20 protein-coding genes are annotated in these 18,027 nt (G+C 73.3%); 13 read left to right on the plus strand and 7 right to left on the minus strand.

The annotated features are described in order from the left end of the window. The first annotated feature begins 9 nt into the window (after window positions 1-9). Window positions 10-765, plus strand: coding sequence for an imidazole glycerol phosphate synthase subunit HisF (gene hisF / locus AB0I06_RS19760; protein ID WP_363120106.1), 756 nt, complete (start codon window positions 10-12; stop codon window positions 763-765). Between the two features lie 47 nt (window positions 766-812). Here hisF and AB0I06_RS19765 read toward each other — a convergent pair whose 3' ends face one another. Then, window positions 813-1,448 carry a TIGR03085 family metal-binding protein gene (locus tag AB0I06_RS19765; RefSeq protein WP_363120107.1) on the minus strand — a complete coding sequence of 212 codons (636 nt, stop codon included), beginning with the start codon at window positions 1,446-1,448 and terminating at the stop codon, window positions 813-815. Window positions 1,449-1,532: 84 nt separating this feature from the next. Here AB0I06_RS19765 and hisI point away from each other — a divergent pair, with 84 nt between their 5' ends. The 11 genes from hisI to lgt all read left to right on the plus strand — a co-directional run bounded on the left by hisI (window position 1,533) and on the right by lgt (window position 10,257). Next, entirely contained in the window at window positions 1,533-1,919 is a 387-nt protein-coding gene (gene hisI, locus AB0I06_RS19770; RefSeq protein ID WP_363120108.1) for a phosphoribosyl-AMP cyclohydrolase, read from the plus strand. Between the two features lie 11 nt (window positions 1,920-1,930). Continuing rightward, complete coding sequence (locus AB0I06_RS19775; RefSeq protein ID WP_363120109.1) at window positions 1,931-3,412, plus strand: anthranilate synthase component I; 1,482 nt, start codon at window positions 1,931-1,933, stop codon at window positions 3,410-3,412. Window positions 3,413-3,461: 49 nt separating this feature from the next. After that, on the plus strand, window positions 3,462-4,094 hold the full coding sequence (locus AB0I06_RS19780) for a TIGR02234 family membrane protein (protein WP_363120110.1): 633 nt from the start codon (window positions 3,462-3,464) through the stop codon (window positions 4,092-4,094). A gap of 109 nt (window positions 4,095-4,203) precedes the next feature. Beyond that, entirely contained in the window at window positions 4,204-4,455 is a 252-nt protein-coding gene (locus AB0I06_RS19785) for an HGxxPAAW family protein (RefSeq protein WP_363120111.1), read from the plus strand. 94 nt (window positions 4,456-4,549) lie between these two features. Next, the gene (locus AB0I06_RS19790) at window positions 4,550-4,993 is read left to right on the plus strand and encodes a DUF2752 domain-containing protein (protein WP_363120112.1); all 444 of its coding nucleotides are present in this window, start codon (window positions 4,550-4,552) and stop codon (window positions 4,991-4,993) included. A 135-nt stretch (window positions 4,994-5,128) separates the two neighbouring features. Then, window positions 5,129-5,938, plus strand: coding sequence for an indole-3-glycerol phosphate synthase TrpC (gene trpC, locus AB0I06_RS19795; RefSeq protein WP_363120113.1), 810 nt, complete (start codon window positions 5,129-5,131; stop codon window positions 5,936-5,938). A gap of 21 nt (window positions 5,939-5,959) precedes the next feature. Next, window positions 5,960-6,124 (plus strand): hypothetical protein, encoded by a 165-nt coding sequence (locus AB0I06_RS19800; RefSeq protein ID WP_363120114.1) that lies wholly within the window; start codon window positions 5,960-5,962, stop codon window positions 6,122-6,124. 133 nt (window positions 6,125-6,257) lie between these two features. Then, window positions 6,258-7,541 carry a tryptophan synthase subunit beta gene (gene trpB, locus AB0I06_RS19805; RefSeq protein WP_363120115.1) on the plus strand — a complete coding sequence of 428 codons (1,284 nt, stop codon included), beginning with the start codon at window positions 6,258-6,260 and terminating at the stop codon, window positions 7,539-7,541. Next, entirely contained in the window at window positions 7,538-8,356 is an 819-nt protein-coding gene (gene trpA / locus AB0I06_RS19810) for a tryptophan synthase subunit alpha (RefSeq protein ID WP_363120116.1), read from the plus strand. Before trpB ends, trpA begins: the two co-directional genes overlap by 4 nt. Before the next feature lie 86 nt (window positions 8,357-8,442). After that, on the plus strand, window positions 8,443-9,219 hold the full coding sequence (locus tag AB0I06_RS19815) for a thioredoxin domain-containing protein (protein WP_363120117.1): 777 nt from the start codon (window positions 8,443-8,445) through the stop codon (window positions 9,217-9,219). A gap of 84 nt (window positions 9,220-9,303) precedes the next feature. Next, window positions 9,304-10,257, plus strand: coding sequence for a prolipoprotein diacylglyceryl transferase (gene lgt / locus AB0I06_RS19820; protein ID WP_363120118.1), 954 nt, complete (start codon window positions 9,304-9,306; stop codon window positions 10,255-10,257). Window positions 10,258-10,318: 61 nt separating this feature from the next. Here the strand turns inward: lgt and AB0I06_RS19825 are convergent, their stop codons facing one another. The 6 genes from AB0I06_RS19825 to AB0I06_RS19850 are packed head-to-tail and all read right to left on the minus strand — an operon-like array spanning window position 10,319 to window position 17,047. Further along, the gene (locus tag AB0I06_RS19825; protein WP_363120119.1) at window positions 10,319-11,134 is read right to left on the minus strand and encodes a CoA ester lyase; all 816 of its coding nucleotides are present in this window, start codon (window positions 11,132-11,134) and stop codon (window positions 10,319-10,321) included. Beyond that, on the minus strand, window positions 11,131-12,324 hold the full coding sequence (locus AB0I06_RS19830) for a CoA transferase (protein ID WP_363120120.1): 1,194 nt from the start codon (window positions 12,322-12,324) through the stop codon (window positions 11,131-11,133). Before AB0I06_RS19830 ends, AB0I06_RS19825 begins: the two co-directional genes overlap by 4 nt. Further along, entirely contained in the window at window positions 12,321-13,679 is a 1,359-nt protein-coding gene (locus tag AB0I06_RS19835; protein ID WP_363120121.1) for an ADP-ribosylglycohydrolase family protein, read from the minus strand. The genes AB0I06_RS19830 and AB0I06_RS19835 overlap by 4 nt, the downstream gene beginning before the upstream one ends. Beyond that, the gene (locus AB0I06_RS19840; RefSeq protein ID WP_363120122.1) at window positions 13,667-14,836 is read right to left on the minus strand and encodes an ADP-ribosylglycohydrolase family protein; all 1,170 of its coding nucleotides are present in this window, start codon (window positions 14,834-14,836) and stop codon (window positions 13,667-13,669) included. The genes AB0I06_RS19835 and AB0I06_RS19840 overlap by 13 nt, the downstream gene beginning before the upstream one ends. A 7-nt stretch (window positions 14,837-14,843) precedes the next feature. After that, entirely contained in the window at window positions 14,844-16,082 is a 1,239-nt protein-coding gene (locus tag AB0I06_RS19845) for an ADP-ribosylglycohydrolase family protein (RefSeq protein ID WP_363120123.1), read from the minus strand. Continuing rightward, window positions 16,079-17,047, minus strand: coding sequence for an ADP-ribosylglycohydrolase family protein (locus AB0I06_RS19850; RefSeq protein WP_363120124.1), 969 nt, complete (start codon window positions 17,045-17,047; stop codon window positions 16,079-16,081). The genes AB0I06_RS19845 and AB0I06_RS19850 overlap by 4 nt, the downstream gene beginning before the upstream one ends. A 217-nt stretch (window positions 17,048-17,264) precedes the next feature. Between AB0I06_RS19850 and AB0I06_RS19855 the strand changes: the two genes are divergently transcribed. Continuing rightward, window positions 17,265-17,996, plus strand: coding sequence for a VIT1/CCC1 transporter family protein (locus AB0I06_RS19855; RefSeq protein ID WP_363120125.1), 732 nt, complete (start codon window positions 17,265-17,267; stop codon window positions 17,994-17,996). The last annotated feature ends 31 nt before the right edge of the window (window positions 17,997-18,027 follow it).

Raw genomic sequence — 18,027 nt, forward strand, 5'->3', positions numbered from 1 at the left:
GCGCGATTCATGACCCTGGCGGTCCGAGTCATCCCCTGCCTGGACGTGGACAACGGCCGGGTCGTCAAGGGCGTCAACTTCCAGAACCTGCGCGACGCGGGCGACCCCGTCGAGATGGCCAAGGTCTACGACGCCGAAGGCGCCGACGAACTGACGTTCCTGGACATCACCGCCTCGTCGGGCAACCGCGAGACCACGTACGACGTGGTGCGCCGCACGGCCGAGCAGGTGTTCATCCCGCTCACCGTCGGCGGTGGGGTGCGTACCGCCGAGGACGTGGACAAGCTGCTGCGGGCCGGCGCGGACAAGGTCGGCGTCAACACCGCCGCCATCGCCCGCCCGGAGCTCATCCGCGAGATCGCCGAGCGCTTCGGCCGCCAGGTCCTGGTCTTGTCCGTGGACGCCCGCCGCACCGAGTCGGGCTCCTTCGAGGTGACCACCCACGGCGGCCGCAAGGGCACCGGCATCGACGCCGTCGAGTGGGCCCACCGGGCCGCCGAGCTGGGCGCCGGCGAGATCCTGCTCAACTCCATGGACGCCGACGGCACCAAGGACGGCTACGACCTGGAGATGATCCGGGCCGTACGGGGGCACGTCACGGTCCCGGTCATCGCCTCGGGCGGTGCCGGCAGGCTGACCGACTTCCCCCCGGCCGTCGAGGCGGGCGCGGACGCGGTCCTGGCGGCCTCGGTGTTCCACTTCGGGGACCTGCGCATCGGCGAGGTCAAGCAGACGCTGCGGGAGGCGGGACACCCGGTGCGGTGACCCCCCTTCCGCTGAGGGCCCCGGCCGCGCGTGCGGCCGGGGCTTTCTCAGATCCCGAGCTGCTTCGACTCGTGCAGCTTCGCGATCGCGTTCTCGTCGCCCTCCAGGCCGACCTTGGCCGCGCTCTGGCGGCCGTAGCAGAACAGGACCAGTTCGGACGGCTCACCGGTCACCGTGACCACCGGGGTGCCGCGGTGGGCCACCGCCGTCTGGCCGTCGGGGCGGCGCAGCACCAGACCCGTCGGGACGCCGCGGCCCATCAGACGGGCGGTGCGCTCCAGGCGCGTCCACAGGGCGTCCTGGAAGACGGGGTCGAGGTCGCGCGGTGACCAGTCGCTCTGGGCGCGGCGCACGTCCTCGGTGTGGACGTAGAACTCGATGATGTTCGACGCCTCGTCGACCGGCTTGAGGGAGAAGGGCGAAAAGCGCGGCGGGCCCGTACGGATCAGCTGGATCAGCTCCTCGTACGGCTTGTCGGCGTACTCCGCCATCACCTTGTCCAGGCGGGGCGCGAGTTGCTTGATCAGTATCCCGCCGGCGGCGTCCGGGCGGCGCTCGCGCACCACGACGTGCGCGGCGAGGTCCCGGGTGGTCCAGCCCTCGCACAGGGTCGGCGCGTCCGGGCCCGCCGTCTCCAACAGGTCGGCGAGAAGGAGTCGTTCACGCTTGGCATGGGTCGACATGGAGGCCAGCCTACGACCGCCCACCGGGTCCGCCCAATGGACACTCCACCTGGCACGTCAGTGGCGCGCGGCACAATGGACGGCATGACCAGCACCCCCAGTCGTCTCGACCCGGAGATCGCCGCGCGCCTCAAGCGCACCGCCGACGGTCTCCTGCCCGCCATCGCCCAGCAGTACGACACCGGAGAAGTGCTGATGCTGGGCTGGATGGACGACGAGGCGCTGCACCGCACCCTGACCACCGGCCGCTGCACCTACTGGTCGCGCAGCCGCCGGGAGTACTGGGTCAAGGGCGACACCTCCGGACACGTCCAGTGGGTGAAGTCCGTCGCCCTGGACTGCGACGCCGACACCGTGCTCGTCAAGGTCGACCAGGTCGGCGCCGCCTGCCACACCGGCGCGCGCACCTGTTTCGACGAGGACGTGCTCCTGAAGGACGGCGGTCCCGACGCCTGCGCCCCGGATCAGTAAGGTCAGCGGCCATGGACCTCGAGACCTTCCGCAAGCTCGCCACCGACCGGCGGGTCATCCCCGTCACCCGCAAGCTCCTCGCCGACGGCGACACCCCGGTCGCGCTCTACCGCAAGCTCGCCGCCGAGCGCCCCGGCACCTTCCTGCTGGAGTCCGCGGAGAACGGCCGCTCCTGGTCCCGGTACTCCTTCGTGGGAGTGCGGTCGGCGGCCACGCTGACCGCGCGCGACGGGCAGGCCCACTGGCTCGGCGCCCCGCCCGTCGGCGTCCCCACCGACGGCGACCCCCTCGCCGCCCTGCGCGCCACCATCGAGGCCCTGCACACCCCGCACCAGGAGGGCATGCCGCCCTTCACCGGCGGCATGGTCGGCTACCTCGGCTACGACATCGTCCGCCGCCTGGAGAAGATCGGCCCCGGCGAGCGCGACGACCTGAAGCTGCCCGAGCTGACCATGCTCCTCACCAGCGACCTGGCCGTCATGGACCACTGGGAAGGCTCGGTCCTGCTGATCGCCAACGCGATCAACCACAACGACCTGGAGACCGGCGTCGACGAGGCCCATGCCGACGCCGTGGCCCGGCTGGACGCCATGCAGGCCGACCTGACCCGCCCGGTCGCCCAGCCCCCGGCCGTCCTCCCGCCCTCCGAGCTGCCCGATTACACCGCCCTGTGGGGCGGCCCCGACTTCCAGGTGGCCGTCGAGGACATCAAGGAGCGCATCCGGGCCGGCGAGGCCTTCCAGGTGGTCCCCTCCCAGCGCTTCGAGACGCCGTGCACCGCGAGCGCGCTGGACGTCTACCGGGTCCTGCGGGCCACCAACCCCTCGCCGTACATGTACCTGTTCCGCTTCGACGGGTTCGACGTCGTCGGCTCCTCGCCGGAGGCGCTGGTCAAGGTCGAGGACGGCCGGGCCCTGGTCCACCCCATCGCCGGCACCCGTTGGCGCGGCGCCACCCCGCAGGAGGACCAGGCCCTGGCCGACGAACTCCTCGCCGACCCCAAGGAGCGGGCCGAGCACCTCATGCTCGTCGACCTCGGCCGCAACGACCTGGGGCGGGTCTGCGAGCCCGGCTCGGTCGAGGTCGTCGACTTCATGTCCATCGAGCGGTACTCGCACGTGATGCACATCGTCTCCACGGTCACCGGCCGGGTGGCCTCCGGGCGCACCGCCTTCGACGTCCTCACCGCCTGCTTCCCCGCCGGCACCCTCTCCGGCGCCCCCAAGCCCCGCGCCATGCAGATCATCGACGAACTCGAACCGTCCCGGCGCGGCCTGTACGGCGGCTGCGTCGGCTACCTCGACTTCGCCGGGAACTCCGACACCGCCATCGCCATCCGCACGGCCCTCCTGCGCGACGGCACCGCGTACGTGCAGGCCGGGGCGGGTGTCGTCGCCGACTCCGACCCGGTCGCCGAGGACACCGAGTGCCGCAACAAGGCGGCGGCGGTCCTGCGGGCCGTCCACACGGCCAACCGGCTCGGAAAGGCCTGAGACGCACCCCGGGTGCCGGTTCGCCCGGGCTTCAGGCGATAGTGGCTACGTGACTGCTGTACCTCACCCCCGTTCCGAAGCCCCCGGATCCGCCCGGGCCGGCCGCCTGAGCCTCGCCGTGGCGCTGCTGAGCGGCGCCCTCGGCGCGGCCGTGGCGCTGCTCGCCACCCGGCAGGAGTGGTCGCAGGGCACCGCGACGGTGGCCGGCGGCGCCTTCCCCCTGACCGCCAAGGGCAGCGACGTCACGGGCGTTCCCGCGGCGCTGGCCATAGTGGGCCTCGCCGCGCTCGTCGCCGTCTTCGCCGTCCGCCGCGCCGGCCGCTTCGTCGTCGCCGTGCTGCTGGCGCTCTCCGGCGCCGGCATCGTCGCCGCGGCCCTGATCGGCGCCTCCGACAGTTCCGCGCTCGACGAGCAGGCGGCCCAGGCCTCCGGGGACGCCTCGGCCTCCGTCGACGCCCTCAGCCACACCGCCTGGCCCTACGTCGCGGTCGTCGGCGGCGTGCTGATCCTCCTGGCCGGACTGCTCGCCCTGCGCTACGGCCGGCTGTGGCCCGCCATGTCCGGCCGCTACGAGCGCGGCGGCACGCCCCAGCCGCGCCGCAAGGCCCCCGCCGTCGACCCCGACCGCCCCGAGGACCTGTGGAAGGCACTCGACCGCGGCGAGGACCCGACCGGGGCCTGAGCCCACACGGGGGACCGAGAGGCACCCCCGCTCACCTCGCGGGCGCGCGTGCGGGACAATGGCCCCGAGCGTCCTGCTCAGACACGCACACAGCAACGAGGAGCAAGCAATGGCGGGCAGCAGCCACGGTCACACCCCGGCCGCCTGGACCGGTGTCATCATCGCCTTCATCGGTTTCTGCGTCGCGGGCGCGTTCATGGTGATGGACCAGCCGGTGGGCTTCTGGGCGGGCATGGTGGTCGTGCTGCTCGGCGGTGTCGTCGGCGGCATCATGCGCATGATGGGCCTGGGCCAGCCCAAGGAGGCCCAGCAGCCGCACCGCACCACGGGCGACCGCGAGCCGGCCGGCGCCGGGAGCTGACCACCCCCGCGGCCCGACCCGCGGAGCAGTCCTCACCCGAGGGGCGGCAGGCACAGGAGTGCCGGGACCGCCCCTCACGCGCACCCGGGGCACAATGCGTACCGTGAACGCCGACAGCCGAAGGGTGACGCCGCGCGTCCCGAGCGTCCCGAGCCGCCTGGCCGTCCCCGCCGGGGTGCTGGCGGCCGTCGCCGCCGCCTTCGCCTACGTGGGCGCCGTGGACCCCAACGAACCCGGCCACTACCCCGTCTGCCCGCTGCTGCGCTACACCGGCCTCTACTGCCCCGGCTGCGGCGGCTTGCGCAGCGCGCACGCCTTCGTCCACGGGGACGTCCTGGCGGCGCTGCACGCCAACGCCCTGGCGACCCTCGGCTATCTGGGCTTCGCCGCACTGTGGACCGTATGGGTGGTGCACGCCGTGCGCGGGCGCCCCCTGCGGTTCGACCCCCGCCCGGGACTGGTGTGGAGCCTCGGAGCGTTGCTGCTGGTCTTCACCGTCGTCCGCAATCTGCCGTTCGGCGGCTGGCTCCATCCTTGATCGCAGCGGATGTCCAGTCGGTGGGACCGGCGTCAACCGGATGCGAGGCCTACGCCCCGCTGCGGATACCATCGCAGTGACCATCGGGTTCGATCGGTCGCCACAACGTCAAGATTCTGGAAGGGGGCCGCTCGCGTGAGTGTGCTCGACGAGATCATCGACGGAGTCCGTGCCGACCTCGCGGAGCGGCAGGCGCGTGTGAGCCTCGACGAGCTCAAGGAGCGCGCGGCGAAGGCTCCCGCCGCCAAGGACGGCGCGGCCGCCCTGCGCGGCGACGGCGTCAAGGTCATCTGCGAGGTCAAGCGTTCCAGCCCGTCCAAGGGCGCCCTGGCCGCGATCGCCGACCCGGCCGGTCTCGCCGCCGACTACGAGGCGGGCGGCGCGGCCGTCATCTCCGTCCTCACCGAACAGCGCCGCTTCGGCGGCTCGCTCGCCGACCTCGAGGCAGTCCGCGCCCGGGTGGACATCCCCGTGCTGCGCAAGGACTTCATCGTCACCTCGTACCAGCTGTGGGAGGCCCGCGCCTACGGCGCCGACGTCGCCCTGCTGATCGTCGCCGCCCTGGACCAGCCCGCCCTGGAGTCGCTCATCGAGCGCGCCGAGTCCATCGGGCTCACGCCGCTCGTGGAGGTGCACGACGAGGACGAGGTGGAGCGCGCGGTCGACGCCGGAGCCCGCGTGATCGGCGTCAACGCCCGCAACCTCAAGACCCTCGAGGTCGACCGCAACACCTTCGAGCGTGTGGCGCCCGAGATCCCGGACCACATCGTCAAGATCGCCGAGTCCGGTGTCCGCGGCCCGCACGACCTCATCGCCTACGCCAACGCCGGCGCCGACGCGGTCCTGGTCGGCGAGTCCCTCGTCACCGGCAAGAACCCCAAGACGGCCGTGGCCGACCTGGTGGCGGCGGGAGAACATCCCGCACTCCGCCACGGCCGGAGCTGATCACCCGCTAGTCTTGTCCCGATGACTCTCACCATGACGACCCTGGACCGGTACGCCCGCCTCGCGCGCGGCTGCCGCCCCCGGGGCTGCCGTGCGCCCGCGCGCCGCGTCCACGGCCGCCGCGTCCGGTACGTCATCGGTGACGAGCCGGGGCAGGTCAACGGCATGCGATGGCAGGGCTTCTAGGGGCGCGGGGCATCATCTGACGTGCGGCTACGGCCGCGCGGGCGCGATCAGCCGCATACGGCCCGCAGTCGACAGCAGACCCCGCCCCCCACGGCGATCAGTGCATCCCACACACTCACCGTGAGGTATTCGCATGCCCAGCCAGTTCTTCATCCCCGACCCCGAGGGTCAAACCCCCAGCCCTGACGGCTACTTCGGGGCCTTCGGCGGCAAGTTCATCCCCGAGGCCCTCGTCGCGGCCGTCGACGAGGTGGCCGTCGAGTACGACAAGGCCAAGCACGACCCGGAGTTCGCCAAGGAACTCGACGACCTCCTGGTCCACTACACCGGCCGCCCCTCCGCGCTCACGGAAGTACCCCGCTTCGCCGAGCACGCGGGAGGCGCCCGCGTCTTCCTCAAGCGCGAGGACCTCAACCACACCGGCTCCCACAAGATCAACAACGTGCTGGGCCAGGCCCTGCTCACCCGGCGCATGGGCAAGACCCGGGTCATCGCCGAGACCGGCGCCGGTCAGCACGGCGTGGCCACGGCCACCGCCTGTGCCCTCTTCGGCCTCGACTGCACCATCTACATGGGCGAGATCGACACGCAGCGCCAGGCCCTCAACGTGGCCCGCATGCGCATGCTCGGCGCCGAGGTCATCGCCGTGAAGTCCGGCAGCCGCACGCTGAAGGACGCCATCAACGAGGCCTTCCGCGACTGGGTCGCCAACGTCGACCACACCCACTACCTCTTCGGGACCGTCGCCGGACCGCACCCCTTCCCCGCGATGGTCCGCGACTTCCACCGGGTCATCGGCGTCGAGGCCCGCCGCCAGCTGCTGGAGCGCGCCGGGCGCCTGCCCGACGCCGCGATCGCCTGCGTCGGCGGCGGCTCCAACGCCATCGGCCTCTTCCACGCCTTCATCCCGGACACCGGCGTACGCCTCATCGGCTGCGAACCGGCCGGACACGGCGTCGAGACCGGCGAGCACGCGGCGACCCTCACCGCCGGCGAACCCGGCATCCTGCACGGCTCCCGCTCCTACGTCCTCCAGGACGAGGAGGGCCAGATCACCGAGCCGTACTCGATCTCGGCCGGTCTGGACTACCCGGGCATCGGCCCGGAGCACTCCTACCTCAAGGACTCCGGCCGCGGTGAGTACCGCGCGGTCACCGACGACGCGGCGATGCGGGCCCTGCGCCTGCTGTCGCGCACCGAGGGCATCATCCCGGCCATCGAGAGCGCCCACGCGCTCGCCGGCGCCCTGGAGGTCGGCAAGGAGCTGGGCAAGGACGGGCTGATCGTGGTCAACCTGTCCGGCCGCGGCGACAAGGACATGGACACCGCCGCCCGCTACTTCGGCCTGTACGACACCGACGCCGAGGTCGCCGAGGACGCCTCCGGCACCGCCGAGATCGAGGGGGACGCCAAGTGAGCGGGAACATCCAGCTGTTGAGCGACACCCTCGCCGCGGCCAGGTCCGAAGGGCGCGCCGCGCTCATCGCCTACCTCCCGGCCGGGTTCCCGACCGTGGACGGCGGCATCGACGCGATCAAGGCCGTCGTCGACGGCGGCGCCGACATCGTCGAGGTGGGCCTGCCGCACAGCGACCCCGTCCTCGACGGCCCCGTCATCCAGACCGCCGACGACATCGCCCTGCGCGGCGGCGTGAAGATCGCCGACGTGATGCGCACCGTCCGCGAGGCCCACGCGGCCACCGGCAAGCCCATCCTGGTCATGACGTACTGGAACCCCATCGACCGCTATGGCGTCGAGCGGTTCACCGCCGAGCTCGCCGAGGCGGGCGGCGCCGGGTGCATCCTGCCCGACCTGCCCGTCCAGGAGTCGGCGCTGTGGAGGGAGCACGCGGACAAGCACGGTCTCGCCACCGTCTTCGTCGTCGCGCCCAGCAGCAAGGACGAGCGGCTCGCGCGGATCACCGAGGCGGGCAGCGGCTTCGTCTACGCCGCCTCCCTCATGGGCGTCACCGGCACCCGCGCCAGCGTCAGCAACCAGGCCCAGGACCTGGTGGAACGCACCCGGGCGACCGGGACCGGCCTGCCGGTGTGCGTCGGGCTCGGCGTCTCCAACCCCGCCCAGGCCGCCGAGGTCGCGGGCTTCGCCGACGGTGTGATCGTCGGCTCGGCCTTCGTCAAGGCGATGCTGGACGCCCCGGACGCGGCGGCCGGGGTCGAGGCCGTGCGCGCGCTCGCCGGTGACCTCGCCAAGGGCGTGCGCCGACAGGCGTAAGAAGCCGGGAAGTCATACAGATCCCTCGTACGGGTGGACCTGGGGCCGGGGAGGCGCGCTGCGCCTCCCCGGTTCGTTTCCGGGGTGTGAGCGAGAAGAACCGTGAGGGAAAGCGCACCGCCCGGGAGAAGCTGGCGGTCGAGCGCGAGAAGCAGAAGTCCGCGGACAGGCGCCGGCGCGCGCTGATCGTGGGCGGGGCCGTCGTCGCCGTCCTGGGACTCGCGGCGGTGATCGGCGTCGTCGCGGCCAACGCCGGCAAGGACGACGACAGCGAGGCCTCTGGCCCGGTCGTGGCGCCCTCCGGGGCCCAGGGCAAGGACAGCCTCGCCATCCCGGTCGGCAAGGACAGCGCCAAGTCCACGCTCACGGTGTGGGAGGACTTCCGCTGCCCCGCGTGCAGGTCCTTCGAGACGGCGTACCGGCCGGTGATCCACGAGCTGACGAACGCCGGCGAGCTCAAGGTCGAGTACCACCTGGTCACCCTCATCGACGGCAACATGCGCGGCACCGGCTCCCGCAACGCGGCCAACGCCGCGGCCTGCGCCCAGGACGCCGGGAAGTTCCCCGCGTACCACGACGTGCTCTTCGACAACCAGCCCTCGGAGGTCGACGACGCCTACGCGGACAACGCCAAGCTGATCGAGCTGGCCGGCAAGGTCGACGGCCTGGACACGCCCGCCTTCCGCGCCTGCGTCGAGAAGGGCACGCACAACGGCTGGGTCGCCAAGTCCCACCAGGCCTTCGACAAGGGCGACTTCTCGGGCACGCCCACCGTGCTGTTCGACGGCAAGAACATCTACCAGGACCGGACGATGACCCCGGCCAAGCTGAAGCAGATGGTGCAGGAGGCGAACAAGGGGTAAGGGGCATTCTCACGCCCCCGTTATGGACCCGTAGCCGGGCTGCCCACCGCGGCCCCCGCGCGGCACGGTAGCGTCGACCTTGCCATGGAACTTGCCTTCATTCCCAGCCCGTCGCGCGGGGTGCTGTACCTCGGCCCCATTCCGCTGCGCGGTTACGCGTTCTGCATCATCATCGGCGTCTTCGTTGCCGTCTGGCTCGGCAACAAGCGCTGGATCGCCCGGGGCGGGCGAGCCGGCACGGTGGCCGACATCGCCGTCTGGGCCGTGCCCTTCGGCCTGGTCGGCGGCCGCCTCTACCACGTGATCACGGACTACGAGCTGTACTTCAGCGAGGGCCGTGACTGGGTGGACGCCTTCAAGATCTGGGAGGGCGGCCTCGGCATCTGGGGCGCGATCGCGCTGGGCGCGCTGGGCGCGTGGATCGGCTGCCGCCGCCGGGGCATCCCGCTGCCCGCCTACGCCGACGCCGTCGCGCCGGGCATCGCCTTCGCCCAGGCCATCGGCCGCTGGGGCAACTGGTTCAACCAGGAGCTGTACGGCAAGCCCACCGATCTGCCGTGGGCCCTGGAGATCACCTCCTCCTCCGACGGACGGGTGCCGGGCACCTACCACCCGACGTTCCTGTACGAGTCGCTGTGGTGCGTCGGCGTCGCGCTCCTGGTCATCTGGGCGGACCGCCGCTTCCGGCTCGGACACGGCCGGGCGTTCGCGCTGTACGTCGCCGCGTACTGCACGGGCCGGGCGTGGATCGAGTACATGCGGGTCGACGACGCCCACCACATCCTGGGCGTCCGGCTGAACGTGTGGACCGCGATCTTCGTCTTCCTGCTCGCCGTGACGTACCTGGTGGTGTCGTCGAAGAAGCGCCCCGGGCGGGAGGACGTCGTGGAGCCGGGCGCCGAGGCCCCCGCCGACAGTGGTGAGAAGTCCGGCGAGGCCGCAGACGACGACGCGGTCGCGGACGAGGCCGGGGCGGACCCGGCCGAGAACGAGGCGGACGCGGCCAAGAACGAGGCCGGGTCGGGAAAGAAGACCTGACGGCCTGCCCTGTGTGACGGTTCGAGAGCGCCCGCGGAGTTTCCCGGGCGCTCTCGGCGTGTCAGCGGCGGTGCGCCAGGGACAAGGTGCGCTGCGCCGCCGTCACCACCGCCGCGTCGATGAAACGGCCGTCCGGGAGGGCCTGGGCGCCCGCTTGCGCGGCGGCCGCCTTCAGGACCGTCTCCGCCTGCTCGACCTCCGCTTCGGTGGGCAGGTAGGCGCGTTCGATCACCGGGAGCTGACGGGGGTGGATCGCGGCACGGCCGAGGAAGCCCAGGGCACGGCCGCGGGCGCAGGAGGCCGCCAGCCCGTCCAGGTCGCGGGTGTCCGGGTGCACGGACTGGGACGGTGGGGGAAGCCCGGCCGCCCGGGCCGCCACGACCACCCGGGAGCGTGACCAGTCCAGGCCCGTGTCGTCGTGTACGCCGAGGTCGGCCCGCAGGTCCGCCTCGCCGAGCGCGATGCCGCGCAACCGCGGGTGGGCGCGGGCGACGGCGTACGCCTGCTCCACGGCGAGGGCCGTCTCCAGCAGGGCGTACAGGTCGGCCCGGGCGGCCCGGTGGGCGGCACGGGTGATCTCGGCCGGTGAGGTGATCTTGGGGAGGCGGAGGCCGCGGAGTCCGGCGGCCGGGGCCAGGGCCGCGATGTCCTGCTCGCCCCAGGGGCTGTCCAGGGCGTTGACCCGGACGTGGACCGGGACGGGTGGCGGGTCGGCGAGGAGGTCGGTGGTGGCCGCGCGGGCGTAGGCCTTGCGGTCGGCGGCGACCGCGTCCTCCAGGTCCACGACGACGACGTCGGCGCCACAGGTGAGCGCCTTCGCCACCACGTCGGGCCGGTCGCCTGGGGCGTAGAGCCAGGTGAGCGGGTACGCCGTCACAGGGCGCCCTCCGCGCGCAGTGCCGTGACATCGGCCGGGGTCAGGCCCAGCTCTGTCAGGACCTCCTCGGTGTCGGCGCCGTGCGGGCGGCCGGCCCAGCGGATCGCGCCGGGCGTGGCGGAGAGCCGGAACAGGACGTTCTGCATGCGCAGCGGGCCGAGTTCCGGGTCGTCGACGGTGGTGATGGTGTCCAGGGCCTGGTACTGCGGGTCCGCCATCACGTCCCGGACGTCCTGGACCGGGGCGACGGCCGCCTCCGCCTTCTCGAAGGCGGCCATGACGTCGGTGCGGGTGCGGGCGGCGATCCAGCCGCCCACCGCCTCGTCCAGGACGTCGGCGTGCAGGGCGCGGTCGGCGCCCGAGGCGAACCAGGGCTCGTCGATCAGTTCCGGGCGGCCCACCAGGCGCATCACGCGTTCCGCGACCGACTGGGCCGAGGTGGAGACGGCGACCCAGGTGCCGTCCGCGGTGCGGTAGACGCCGCGTGGGGCGTTGTTGGGGGAGCGGTTGCCGGTGCGGGGCTGGACGTGGCCGAGCTGGTCGTACCAGAGGGGCTGGGGGCCGAGAGCGGCCAGGATCGGTTCGATCAGGGCCATGTCGACGACCTGGCCCTCGCCGGTGCGCTCGCGGGCGGCGAGGGCCGTCATCACCGCGTACGCCGTCGTCAGGCCGGCGATGGAGTCGGCGAGCCCGAAGGGCGGGAGCGTCGGCGGCGCGTCCGGTTCGCCGGTGATCGCGGCGAAGCCGCTCATCGCCTCGGCGAGGGTGCCGAAGCCGGGGCGGTGCGCGTAGGGGCCGAACTGGCCGAAGCCGGTGACACGGGCCAGGACCAGCCCGGGGTTGACGGCGGACAGCTCCGGCCAGCCGAGGTCCCACTTCTCCAGGGTGCCGGGGCGGAAGTTCTCGATGACCACGTCGGCGGTCGTGGCCAGGCGCAGGAGGGTGGCGCGGCCGCCGGGCTTCGACAGGTCCAGGGTCATGGTGCGCTTGTTGCGGCCGAGCATCTTCCACCACAGGCCCACACCGTCCTTCGACGGGCCGTGGCCGCGGGAGGGGTCCGGCTTCTTCGGGTGCTCGATCTTGACGACCTCGGCGCCGAAGTCGCCGAGCAGGGTGGCGGCCATCGGGCCGGCGAAGAGGGTGGCGAGGTCGAGGACGCGGAGGCCGGTGAGCGGGGCGGGCGCGGTCATGGGCGGTGGATCTCCCGGTGCGTGAGGTGGGCGAGGGTGTCGAAGCCGATGCCGTCGAAGCCGCCGATGGACGTGGCCAGCCGGTTCTTCAGGGGCGCAGTCCAGCGGTCGGGGAGCGCCGCGGGGTGCCCGGCCAGCAGCCCGGCGATGCTTCCGGCCGTCGCGCCGTTGGAGTCGGTGTCCCAGCCGCCGCTGACGGCACGGCAGACGGAGCCGGCGAAGTCGCCGTCGGCGTGGGTGAGGGCGGCGGCGATCAGGGCGGTGTTGGGGACGGCGTGCACCCAGTGGGTGCCGGCGTGGACGGCGTGGAGTGCGTCGACGACCGTGTCGAAGTCGGCGTGCCGGTGGGCCAGTCGCACGGCCCCGCGGACGGCCTCGGCCAGGCGGGAGCGCGGGGGGACGACGGTGAGGCCGGTGCGCAGGCAGGCGTGGACGTCGTGCTCGCCGGTCGCCGCCGTGGCGATGGCGGCCGCCGTGAACATCGCCGCGTAGACGCCGTTGGCGGTGTGCGTGAGGGTGGCGTCCCGGTGGGCCTGTTCGGCGGCGGCGGCCGGGTCGCCCGGATGGGTCCAGCCGTGGACGTCGGCGCGGATCAGGGCGCCGATCCATTCGCGGAAGGGGTTGCGGTGGCGGGCGGTGTGCGGGGGCTCCAGGCCGCAGAGGAGGTTGCGGTAGGCGATGCGCTCGGCGGTGAACGTGCGGCCGGCGGGGAGTTCGTCGAGCCAGGTCCGGGCCACGTCCGTGGTGGTGAAGGCTGTGCCGTGGCGGCGCAGGAGGACGAGGTTGACCAGGGGGTAGTTGAGGTCGTCGTCCTCGGGCATGCCGTCGATGTTCTCGGCGAGGGAGGTGCCGGCAGAACGGCGGTTCCAGGGGTGCCGTGCGAGGAGTTCCGCCGGGACGCCCCGGGCGGTGAAGTAGGAGGTGAGGGGCCAGTTGCCGGTGGACCGGGCGAGTTCGCGGATGGCGTCGAGGGGGAGTTTCTCGACCGGTTTGCCGAGGAGGCAGCCGCAGGCGCGGCCGAGCCAGGCGGCTTCGAGGCGCTGCGGGGTGGTGACCGGGCTGCCCACCGGCCGCGGCCAGTCGGGGCAGGCCGCCCTGATCCGGCCCAGGTCCGTCGGTTCGTCGTCCGCCAGCGCGCTCGGCAGATCGGCCAGTTCGTCCAGAAGGTCTTCCGCCAGTCGGCGCAGCCAGCCGGATGCCGGGGTGGGGGACACGCCCGCGGCGGCCGGAGCCTGCGGGCCGCCGGCCGCTCGCCAGCGGGCCGCGATGTGCTTCGGCTGGCGCCCGTCCTGGGAGGCCTGGCGGAGTTCGTGGCCGATCAGGTCCTCCGGCTGCACCCAGGTCAGCCGGAGCATTCGTGGCCTCCGAGCAAGGTGAAGGCCTGCTCGTGGGCGCGGCGGCGGGCCACGTCCCGGGCGAAGACCTCGCGGGTCACTGCGGTGAGGGTGGTGGCGGGCTCCCAGAGGTCCAGACGGCTCGCCTCCGCGACGGTCTTGGCCCAGTCCTGCGGGACCTGCGCGCCGAGGGCTCCCGCCAGGGCGCCGGCCATCGTGGCGATGGAGTCGCAGTCACGCCCGTAGTTGACCGCGCCGAGGACCGCGTGCCGGTAGTCGCCCCGGGCCACGAGCAACAGGCCCAGCGCGATGGGGAGTTCCTCGATGGAGTGGAGGCGGGAGGGGCGGCGGGCGCCGAGCGAAGGGGCGCGGTAGTCGGGGCCCACCGTGTCGTAGGGAGCCACGGCCTCGCGCAGCGGGCGCAGGGCCGACTCGAAGTCCGTGTGCCGGGAGGCCTCTTCGCAGACCCGCTCGATCGCGGCCCGGGTGCCGTCCTTGGCGAGGGACAGACAGGCGGCGACGACCGAGTCCGGGGTGGCGCCGGGGATGCAGGCCGCCGACACCGCCGCGGCCAGGACGCCCGCGGCCTCACGGCCGTACGACGACTGGTGGGCACCGGCGATGTCGAGGGCCTCGGCGTACGCCGCCCTCGGGTGGGCCGCGTTGACCAGGCCGACCGGGGCCGTGTACATCGCCGCGCCGCAGTTGACGATGTTGCCTGTGCCGGCCTCGCGGGGGTCGGCGTGGCCGTAGTGGATCCGTGTCACCAGCCACTTCTCCGCCAGGAAGATCCGCTGGAGGGGGAGGGCCTCCGTCTCCAGTTCCGGGATCCAGCGCGGCTCGGTCATCAGGTCCGGGACCAGGTGGTCGGCGATCGCGTAGGCGTCGAGGTGGTCGCGGACCCGGGCGTAGACGCGGACCAGGGCGTGCGTCATCAAGGTGTCGTCGGTGACGTGGCCGTCGCCCTTGTGGTACGGCGCGAGGGGGCGGGCCGTGCGCCAGTCGTCGCCGTGCCAGGGGCCGACGATGCCGTGGACGCGGCCGCCGTGGCGTTCCAGGATCTGCTCGGGCGAGTAGCCCTCGACGGGGCCGCCGAGCGCGTCGCCGACGGCGGCTCCGACCAGGGCGCCGGTGATCCGCTCGTCCAGAGGGAGGTTTTGGGGGGATTTGGGCTGCATGGCCGCATCATCCACCCGGGCGGGCCGGTTGGACGGCTTCCAGGAGTCCGGCGAGTTCCACGAGGTCGGTGCCGGTGAGGCGGGGGAGGACGCAGCCGGAGAGGGTGCGGCAGGTCTCCCGCCAGGTGGCGGGGATCGACGCGCCGCCGCCCAGCGCTCCGGTGAGGGCGCCGGCCAGGGCCGGGGCGGAGTCCGCCACGCGGGACAGACAGGTCGCCGCCGGGACCGCCTCGGCGATCCGCCCGCGCGCGGCGGTGGCCAGGGCGAGGGCGACCGGGACCGTCTCTGCGGCGGCGATCCCATAGCTGTAGACGTGGTCGACGATCTGGTGCTCCAGAGGCGGGACCAGGGCGAAGGCGCTGTCCGCGGCGGCGGCGAGCTTCAGGGCGTGCCGGGCGTTGCGGCCGATCTCAGTCTGTTCGGGGAGTTCGGCCAGGGCCGCCGTGACGCAGGCGCCGACATCCGCGCCGGCCAGGGCGAGGGCGAGCGCGGCCGCCATGGCGCGGGCGCCGTGCACGCCGTCGCCGTCCTGGGTGTAGCGGGCGTCGAACTCGGCGAGGCCGGCGGCGCTCGAGGGGTCCCCGGGGTGGGCCACGGCCAGGACGCAGGCGCGTACGCAGGCGGCGTCGTCGAAGTAGTGCGGGTTGTCGTGGCCGGTGGCGGGCGGGCGCAGGCCGGCGGCGAGGTTGCCGAGGCCGGCGCGTACCGAGATGCGGGCGCGCAGGGGGAGGACGGCGGACTCGATCTCGGGGGCGCGGTCCGCCGCGGCCGCGACCTCGGCGGCGAGGGCGTTCCAGGTCAGGTCCAGGGCGGCGCGGGTGCGGCGCTCGCGGCTGAGGTCGTTCAGGACGGTGTCGTCGCCCGCGCGCAGGAGGGCCTCGGCGGCGAAGGCGGCCCACTCGGCGTCGTCGGAGGGGCCGAGGCGGAGGGGCTCGGGGGGCTGGTTCAGGGCGATGGGGACGGGCAGGGTCGTCGTCGCGTTGTGTTCGGCGAAGGTGTCGAGTTCGCGGGTGAGGCGGCGGGTCCAGTTGGGCATGCGGGCGGCTCTGTGGCGGGCGGCGGGCCACCCGGCGGCGTCGCCGGCGGCCAGGCCGAGCAGGAGTCCTTCGGCCCGTCTCGGCGCCTCGGCCTCGTCCTCGGCCCTTTTGTCTCCCGGCCGCGCGCCGCCCGCGACTGTCACCCGGAGGGCCACGGTCTCCCGTGGGGCGGCCTCGCCGTCGGCGGCTTCCGCTTCGTACGTCGTCATGTGAGAACCTCCGCCGGGGTCAGCAGGTCCGCCACGTCCAGGACGTGGTAGCCCGCCATCGCCGGGAGGCAGCTGCCGCGGACCGGGCCGATGGGGGCGGCCCAGGCCCGGGGGATCGCCGCCACGCCCCGGGTCGCACCCGCCAGCGCTCCCGCCACCGCTGCCGTCGTGTCGGCGTCGCGGCCCATGTTCACCGCGGTCAGGACCGACTGCTCGAAGTCGCCGTCGGCCGCCGCGTACGCCCCGAAGGCGAGGGCGACCGCCTCGGGGGCCAGGTCGGTCCAGGGATAGCCGCCGATGACGACCGCGGAGCGCACCGCGCGTTCGCCGCGATGGGCGACGGTCACCGCACGGCGCAGGCTCCGGGCCGTCCAGGAGTCGTCGGGGACGACCGCGAGGGCCGCCGCGACCACCGCGGTCGGCGGGGCGCCGGCCATCGCCGCCGCGACGCCCGCCGCGACCGCCTGACCGCCGTGGATGCCCTCGCCGTCATGGCTCACCGAGCCGTCGATTGCCACGAGCCGGGCCGCCTCCGCCGGGCGGCCCGCCGCGAACACCCCGAAGGGCGCCGCGCGCATGGCCAGGCCGTCGCTCCAGGCGTGCCGGTGCTGCGCGGAGATCGGGGCGGCCAGGCCCCGGCGGAGGTTCTCCAGGGTGCCGCGTTCACTGAAACCGGCACCCCGGAAGGGGCCCTCGTCGCGGTCGGCGATCCACTCGTGCCAGGCCGCTTCCACATGGGCCGGGGTGAGCGCGGAGCCGTGCCGGGCCAGGAGCAGACCGGAGAAGACGGCGTACTCGGTGTCGTCGGTGCCCGCGGGCTTGTCGGCGACGTACCCGGTGATCCGGCCCCACCGCGCACGGATCTCGGAGGGCTTCATGTTCTCGGCCGGGGCCCCCAGCGCGTCCCCGACGGCCAGGCCCAGCAGTGCGCCCCGTGCCCGTGCGCTCAGCCCGATCGATGCCATACGGCATGTGTCCCACTCTGGTGACCCCGCCGAGCCTCACGAGCCTCAGCATCACCCGGTCGACATCTGTGCGCACTCATGATCAAGTGAGCGACTGAGGGTAAAACCGCAGGTTAGCGCAGCCTTTCCTTGCTGGCGGGGATGGAATCCGGAGCGTAGTTTTGGTGTTGTAAAACTCTGGAACTTGTCCAAAAGAGCGGGGAGTGGGGTTCTTTCCATGGCCATCATCGAGACCGAGGCGACGCTGCACGAGGCGCACCGGGACAACCACACGCACCGGGACGTGAACGGCGGCTGGCTGCGCCCCGCGGTGTTCGGTGCGATGGACGGCCTCGTCTCCAACCTCGCCCTGATGACCGGTGTCGCCGGCGGGGCGGTCGGCCAGCACACCGTCGTCCTCAGCGGACTGGCGGGACTGGCCGCCGGTGCCTTCTCGATGGCCGCCGGGGAGTACACCTCCGTCGCCTCGCAGCGCGAGCTCGTCGAGGCCGAGCTGGAGGTGGAGCGGCGCCAGCTGCGCAGGCACCCGAAGGACGAGGAGGCCGAGCTCGCCGCGCTCTACGAGTCGAGGGGCGTCGAGCCGCACCTGGCCCGCGAGGTCGCCCGGCAGCTGTCGAAGGACCCCGAGCAGGCCCTGGAGATCCACGCCCGCGAGGAGCTGGGCGTCGACCCCGGCGATCTGCCCTCGCCCACCGTGGCGGCGGTGTCGAGTTTCGGCTCCTTCGCGCTCGGCGCGCTGATTCCCGTACTGCCGTATCTGCTGGGGGCGAGCAGTATGTGGCCGGCGGTGCTGCTGGCGCTGCTCGGGCTCTTCCTGTGCGGTGCCGTGGTGGCCAAGGTGACCGCGCGCAGCTGGTGGTACAGCGGCCTGCGGCAGCTGCTCCTGGGAGGCGCGGCGGCCGGTGTGACGTACGCCCTGGGCACCCTGTTCGGAACGGCCGTAGGATAGCGCGGCTCGGACTTATGCGAGGGGCCGCATA

The organism is Streptomyces sp. NPDC050674 (assembly GCF_040654575.1).
Taxonomy (GTDB): Bacteria; Actinomycetota; Actinomycetes; order Streptomycetales; family Streptomycetaceae; genus Streptomyces.